The organism is Mongoliibacter sp., assembly GCF_007692705.1.
In the GTDB taxonomy this organism is placed as follows: domain Bacteria; phylum Bacteroidota; class Bacteroidia; order Cytophagales; family Cyclobacteriaceae; genus Mongoliibacter.
The window spans coordinates 1-6,496 of the sequence record NZ_REBN01000113.1; the positions used below are offsets into that span (position 1 = coordinate 1).

The following is a 6,496-nucleotide window of genomic DNA, read 5'->3' on the forward strand; positions in this document are numbered from 1 at the left end:
GTGCTATAGACATTATTGTAATTGATTCTGTTGCTGCTTTGGTTCCTAAAGGTGAACTTGAGGGGGATATGGGTGATAGCAAAATGGGTCTTCAAGCAAGGCTGATGTCTCAAGCCCTTAGAAAACTGACTGGAGCTATTAATAAAACAGGGTGCTCCTGTATCTTCATCAATCAGCTTAGAGAAAAGATAGGTGTCATGTTCGGTAACCCTGAAACTACCACAGGGGGTAATGCTTTGAAGTTTTACGCCTCGGTAAGATTGGATATCAGAAGAATCGGACAAATCAAAGAAGGTGCTGACAATGTACTCGGCAACAGGACAAAAGTGAAAGTAGTCAAAAACAAAGTAGCTCCTCCTTTCAAAGTAGTAGAATTTGACATCATGTATGGCCAAGGAATTTCAAAAGTAGGAGAAATCATTGACCTGGGAGTGGAATTTGAAATTGTTAAAAAAGCAGGTTCTTGGTTCAGCTATGAAGGCAACAAACTTGGTCAGGGAAGAGATGCTGTAAAATCACTCCTTTTAGATAATCCAGAACTTATGGAAGAACTGGAGATTAAAATCAAGGAAAAAGCTGGTCTTGCTAAAGCAGCCCCAGCTAAAAAAAGTAAGGCGGAATAATCTTCCATTTAAACCTAAAAATAATCCCGGCTCATCAATGATAAGCCGGGATTTTAATTTAAATCTTCTGTGAATTAAGCCGCTCGGATAGCTTCTACTGGGTCAAGTCTCGCCGCCAGAGTAGCTGGTACAATTCCAGAAACAATACCAATTGCTGATGATATCCCCAATCCTAAAACAATATTTTTAAAGGACAACACCAATTCCAGTGAGCCTATTGGAATAAAGGTAATGGCAAACACAATCAATATCCCCGTAATTCCTCCTATTAAGCTCAGAAACACTGCTTCAAATAAGAATTGAAAGAGAATAAAATAATTTTTTGCTCCCAGGGATTTTTGAATTCCTATAATATTGGTCCTCTCCTTCACAGATACAAACATAATGTTGGCAATACCAAAGCCGCCAACCAGAATAGAAAAGCCTCCAATCACCCACCCTGCGGCACTGATGACATCAAAAATAGACCCTATGGTGTCCATAATAAATTCTGACTTATTCAAAGCAAAATTATCTTCCTCAGTAGGTTTCAAACCTCTTTTGGCTCTCAAAAGTCCTATCAATTCGTTTTCCAATTCAATCAAGCCTACATCCTCATCTCTTCCCTTTAAGGCAATACTTGGCTCTATACCATTTTGCCCAACAAAATACATTTTAGTAAAACTTCCATAAGGAACCATGATGGCTTCATCTTTGGATGAAATTTCAAAAAGCCCCTCTCCCTCTTCTTCAAAAACTCCTATGACCACAAATTTTGCTCCCTTGATCTTAATTTCTCTTCCTATAGGATTGCTATTGGAAAATAGGGTATTGGAAATCTTTGTTCCAACTATGGCAACATTCCTCGAAGAATTGATTTCTAACTCAGTAAAAAACCTTCCGGACTCTAAGGGAACATCATAAACATCTTTATATGTGAAAGTGACTCCTGTCAGATTTGTCCCTTTGTAAGAGTTGCTTCCCGCCTGAACAGTGGTGTTTGCTGAGGCTGAAAAGGTCACAGCCTCAGCGCTTTTCAGTTTATCTCTTAAAAAGGTGTACTCGTCAAAAGTATTGTATGGCCTCCTAAAGTACTTCCACCATGGGTAATCCGGGCCACCTACAAATTGAAACCTATTTACGGTCACCACATTACTGCCCAAAAAGCTGAAACTTGATTTGATGTTTTTCTCCAAAGAATCCACTAAGGTAAATACTGCAATAATTGCAAAAATACCTACGGTTACCCCTAGTAGAGACAAGACGGTTCTGGTAAGATTGGATTTTAGGGCTTGCATTGCAAATACAAGGCTCTCCCATAAGAGTTTGAGAAGTATCACTGTGAGCTATTGAGTTAAAAACTAATTGCCAATATAAGTAGATTTAGGGATTTTTATTGTTATATTTGCAGTTTTTAAGATTATTCTTAAATCACACATTGTAGCCAATTCTATTCATACTATATGAAGTTATCAGACTTTAAATTCGAAGTACCTAAAAAACTTGTTTCCCTCTATCCTACCGAAAATCGTGACGAATCAAGATTGATGGTAGTCAACCGTAAAACAGGGGAAATAGAGCACAGGGTATTCAAAGACATTATTGAATACTTCGGTGACGGGGATGTATTTGTCATGAATGACACCAAAGTTTTCCCTGCGAGACTTTATGGAAACAAAGAGAAAACAGGTGCTAAAATTGAAGTTTTCTTATTGAGAGAACTCAATCAGGATTTGAGACTTTGGGATGTTTTGGTAGATCCTGCTAGAAAAATCAGGGTTGGTAACAAGCTATATTTTGGTGACAGTGACCTTGTAGCTGAAGTTATCGACAATACTACTTCCAGAGGTAGGACCATCAGGTTCCTTTTTGATGGAACCAACGAGGAGTTTTACAAGACAATTGATACCTTAGGTGAAACTCCTATCTTGAAGGAGTGGATAGATAGAAAAGTAGAAGCTGAAGATAGGGAAAGGTATCAGACCATATTTGCCAAAAACGTGGGAGCGGTTGCGGCACCTACAGCGGGCCTACACTTTACGCCTCACTTGTTGAAAAGACTGGAATTGAAAGGGGTGGAAGTTTGTCCAATTACCCTGCATGTGGGTTTAGGTACTTTCCGTCAGGTAGACGTGGAAGATCTTACCAAACATAAAATGGACTCTGAAAATTACGATATCCCACAAAGCACTGTGGATAAAGTAAACCAAGCACTTGATAATAAGAAAAGGATCGTTTCTGTAGGCACTACCTCCCTTAAGACCGTAGAATCTTCAGTAACTGCCAACAATAAACTTAAGGCAAGCAGTGGCTGGACGGATAAATTCATCATTCCGCCTTACGAATTTAAAATTGCCAACACCCTGATCACTAATTTCCATTTGCCGGAATCAACTTTATTGATGACCGCATCTGCATTTGGAGGCTATGACTTGGTCATGAAAGCCTATCAGGAGGCTATCAAAGAAAAATACAGGTTCTTCTCCTACGGAGATGCCATGTTGATACTTTAAAAAAAGAGGCCAAAGGGCCTCTTTTTTTATTCATTCTCTTTTTTTCATCTTGAGGTATCCATACAAGAAAAACTATACATTATTTTTGACCTATCTCATACATTTATGAAAAAGTACGCAATCATAGTAGCAGGGGGTAGTGGCACAAGAATGGGGAGTGCTATTTCCAAACAATACCTGGAAATCGGCAACAAACCCATCTTGATGCACAGTCTTGAAAAATTTTTTAAAACAGACAGTACCATCAAGATTATATTGGTCATTCCTGAGGAAGATTTTGACTTCTGGAAATCTTTATGCAGCAAGTTTAACTTTACTGTTCCCCATCAATTGATAAAGGGAGGAAAAAGCAGGTTTCAGTCAGTGAAAAATGGACTTGAACACATCTTGGATTTTGAGGGCATAGTAGCCATTCATGATGGAGTTCGCCCATTTGTCCAACCTGAGGTAATCATGGAAAGCTATGAAGTTGCTGCTGCTAAAGGCTCAGCAATAGCTGTTGTTACCCTCAAAGATTCTATCCGGAAAATGACAGAGGATGGAAAATCATTTTCTCAGGAAAGGCAATATTTCAGGTTAGTTCAGACACCCCAGACTTTTCAAGTCAGCAAAATCAAAAAAGCTTTTGAAACAAAGGAATTGCAACAATTTACTGACGATGCTACAGTATATGAGCACCAGGGATGGCAAGTGAGTCTTATCGCTGGGAATCTAGAGAATATCAAAATAACTACGCCTGAAGATATGGCATATGCAAATTTCCTGCTCGGTAAAGATTTTTGATAATTTCGCCGATTGATTCCTGTCATTTACCGAATTTTTTTGAATGACCACCTTTTTAGCTTCAGAATACCGGTTGCCTGCAACTACTTTTGACTTATTAAATAAAACAGCAAATCTATGGCAAAGTCAAACTTCCCCGCAAAAAATAATGACATCACGGTAGGTGTTATTCTGGTCTTAGTAGGAGGGGTTATCCTACTCCGCACCTTAGGCATCTGGTTTCCTTCCTGGGTTACCACATGGCCAATGATACTGATTGCCATAGGTGCAGTCATAAGTATCAAAAGCAATTTTAAAAGTGGGTTTGGAATGTTTTTAATCATTTTTGGATCTGTGGCTTTCGCAGTGAAAAACTTCAATCTCCCATTCAATATATTCCCGTACATGATCCCGATAGGCTTGATCATTTTGGGCATTTATTTGATTATAAAAAGAAAAAGTGACCATAAAGCTTTCCAGGATAGCTTTTCCGAATCAATGAAGAAATTTGATAAGTCAATGGGATTTAACTCAGATTCTTCAAATACTGATGAAAGCGAGCCAAATTTTGGTTATAAGTCATCAGACCACGCTGATTACGTAGATGCACAGGCCATTTTCACAGGAATAGAAAGGAGAGTTTTGAGTAAAAATCTAAAAGGAGGAAAAGTCTCTGCCATTTTTGGTGGTACAGACATCGACCTTTCCCAAGCAGACATTTTGGATGGTGCAGCCATCAATGTAGAAGTTGCGTTTGGCGGAGTTAAGCTCATAGTCCCAGCCAATTGGGATCTTCAGATTAACGTTACCAACATCTTTGCTGGTGTAGAGGACAAAAGGATGTATCAGCCTGTTCCTTCAGGCGAGACAAAAACCCTTAAAATCTATGGATCAGTAATTTTTGGAGGAATTGAAATCAAATCCTTCTAATTTTCCAAGATGCTTCAGCGTATAGCTTCATTTTCAAAACTCAACTGGTTGATTATATCTGCGGTAATCCTTACTTGGATTACCGCTTCAACTTTTTTGATCAACTTTTACCGACAGCCTCTTTTCGAAGCTGCTGTAGAAACAACCTTACTGACCACTTTACTGATTTTTGGTATCCTGATCTTGGAAAATGTATTCAAATACTTTTCTCCCAAAAATCATCAAAAGTGGCTTATCGTTGCTTTACCCTTGATTTTTTCAATCGCTATTGTATTTTTTAGCCGTTTTTCACTCAGCATGTTGCTCCGACAACAAGAAAATTACCTCCTTTTTTCGGAAACCCTGATCCCCTTAAAAATCTTTATTGTTTTCATCATACTCCTTGCATGGGCAACAATTACCCTCGTTTATGGGCAGATTGAGGATCAATTGGAGGCAAAACAAAGGTTGGACAAAATCCAAGAAATGGCGAAAGAGGCAGAACTATACCACCTCAAGCAGCAATTGCAACCTCATTTCCTGTTTAATAGCCTCAACTCAGTAAGTGCACTGATCAAGTCCAAGCCTGATGAGGCCAGAGAAATGATCTTTCAACTTGCTGATTTTCTGAGAGGAACTATCAATAAAGGCAGTAATGAGTGGATTGAAGTGGCAGAGGAGAAAGAATACCTTGAATTATTCCTTTCTATAGAAAAGGTTCGGTTTGGTCATCGATTGGAATCCACCTTCAATGTATCACCTGAAACAGAGCACCTTAGAATACCTCAGTTATTACTTCAGCCTATTTTGGAAAATGCCATAAAACATGGTTTATACGGTCTTACAGGAAAAGTCACCATCCAAATCAGTTTCACGAAAAAGGATAGCAATCTAAACATATCCATATCCAATCCTTACAGCCCGGAATCAGGGACTTTAAAAGGAAGTGGATTCGGCTTGGAAGCCGTCAGTCGAAGACTTTTTCTTATTTTTGGAAGAAATGACCTCTTAAAGGTTCAGCGAGAGGAAAACAATTTCACTGTGAGTTTAAAAATACCTCAAATTCAGTAAAAATGACCCGCACTATAATTATAGACGACGAACCCTTAGCCATTGATATTATCAAAGAGTATTTGGAGGATTATCCGCATGTTGAAATAATTACTGTTTGTCACAATGGATTTGAAGGGCTAAAAGCAATTCAGGAGCATCAGCCTGATCTTATATTTCTAGATATTCAAATGCCTAAAATCAATGGTTTGGAATTGTTGGAGTTGTTGGAAAACCCACCAACCGTCATTTTCACCACGGCTTTCGAGGAATATGCTATGAAGGCTTTTGATGCGCATGCTATTGATTATCTTCTAAAACCGATTTCAAAGACACGTTTTGCCAAGGCAATGGAAAAATTCAATCAGGCTAATCAGCCTCTGACCATAAATACCCATTCCGCCAATAAAGAAAACATACATGCTGAATCTCCAAACAGGATAGTATTGAAAGTTAAAAACGAAATCAAAATCATACCCATTTCAGATGTTATTTTCTTGGAGGCCAACGACGATTATGTAAATATTCACACCAAGGAAGGTAAATTTTTGAAAAACAAAACCCTGACTTTTTATGAAAAAAATCTCGACCCAACACAGTTTGTGAGAACTCATAGATCCTACATTGTAAAAATCAACGAAATAAATAAAATTGAGCCTT

General features: G+C 38.4%; 7 protein-coding genes. 6 read left to right on the plus strand and 1 reads right to left on the minus strand.

The genetic code is table 11. The features are described from left to right. Positions 1-623: recombinase RecA (gene recA / locus EA341_RS04920; protein WP_293011857.1), on the plus strand; the 623-nt coding region annotated here is incomplete at its 5' end. A gap of 74 nt (positions 624-697) precedes the next feature. Here the strand turns inward: recA and EA341_RS04925 are convergent. Beyond that, on the minus strand, positions 698-1,942 hold the full coding sequence (locus tag EA341_RS04925; RefSeq protein WP_293011858.1) for an ABC transporter permease: 1,245 nt from the start codon (positions 1,940-1,942) through the stop codon (positions 698-700). Positions 1,943-2,065: 123 nt separating this feature from the next. Between EA341_RS04925 and queA the strand changes: the two genes are divergently transcribed. The 5 genes from queA to EA341_RS04950 form a co-directional block, all read left to right on the plus strand. Then, positions 2,066-3,115: a tRNA preQ1(34) S-adenosylmethionine ribosyltransferase-isomerase QueA gene (gene queA, locus EA341_RS04930; protein ID WP_293011860.1), complete on the plus strand. Its 1,050-nt coding sequence runs from the start codon at positions 2,066-2,068 to the stop codon at positions 3,113-3,115. A 105-nt stretch (positions 3,116-3,220) separates the two neighbouring features. Continuing rightward, a complete protein-coding gene (locus tag EA341_RS04935; protein WP_293011862.1) occupies positions 3,221-3,898 on the plus strand; it encodes a 2-C-methyl-D-erythritol 4-phosphate cytidylyltransferase in 678 nt (225 codons plus the stop codon). Between the two features lie 117 nt (positions 3,899-4,015). Further along, the gene (locus EA341_RS04940; protein WP_293011864.1) at positions 4,016-4,807 is read left to right on the plus strand and encodes a DUF5668 domain-containing protein; all 792 of its coding nucleotides are present in this window, start codon (positions 4,016-4,018) and stop codon (positions 4,805-4,807) included. A gap of 9 nt (positions 4,808-4,816) precedes the next feature. Then, entirely contained in the window at positions 4,817-5,857 is a 1,041-nt protein-coding gene (locus EA341_RS04945; protein ID WP_293011866.1) for a sensor histidine kinase, read from the plus strand. Positions 5,858-5,859: 2 nt separating this feature from the next. Continuing rightward, positions 5,860-6,496 (plus strand): response regulator (locus tag EA341_RS04950; protein WP_293011868.1); only part of this gene is annotated, 637 nt, incomplete at its 3' end.

Bases quoted from the DNA above. Each gene is read 5' to 3' on its own strand.
- queA (WP_293011860.1), top strand. From the start codon at position 2,066: ATGAAGTTATCAGACTTTAAATTCGAAGTACCTAAAAAACTTGTTTCC.
- EA341_RS04940 (WP_293011864.1), top strand. From the start codon at position 4,016: ATGGCAAAGTCAAACTTCCCCGCAAAAAATAATGACATCACGGTAGGT.
- EA341_RS04935 (WP_293011862.1), top strand. From the start codon at position 3,221: ATGAAAAAGTACGCAATCATAGTAGCAGGGGGTAGTGGCACAAGAATG.
- EA341_RS04945 (WP_293011866.1), top strand. From the start codon at position 4,817: ATGCTTCAGCGTATAGCTTCATTTTCAAAACTCAACTGGTTGATTATA.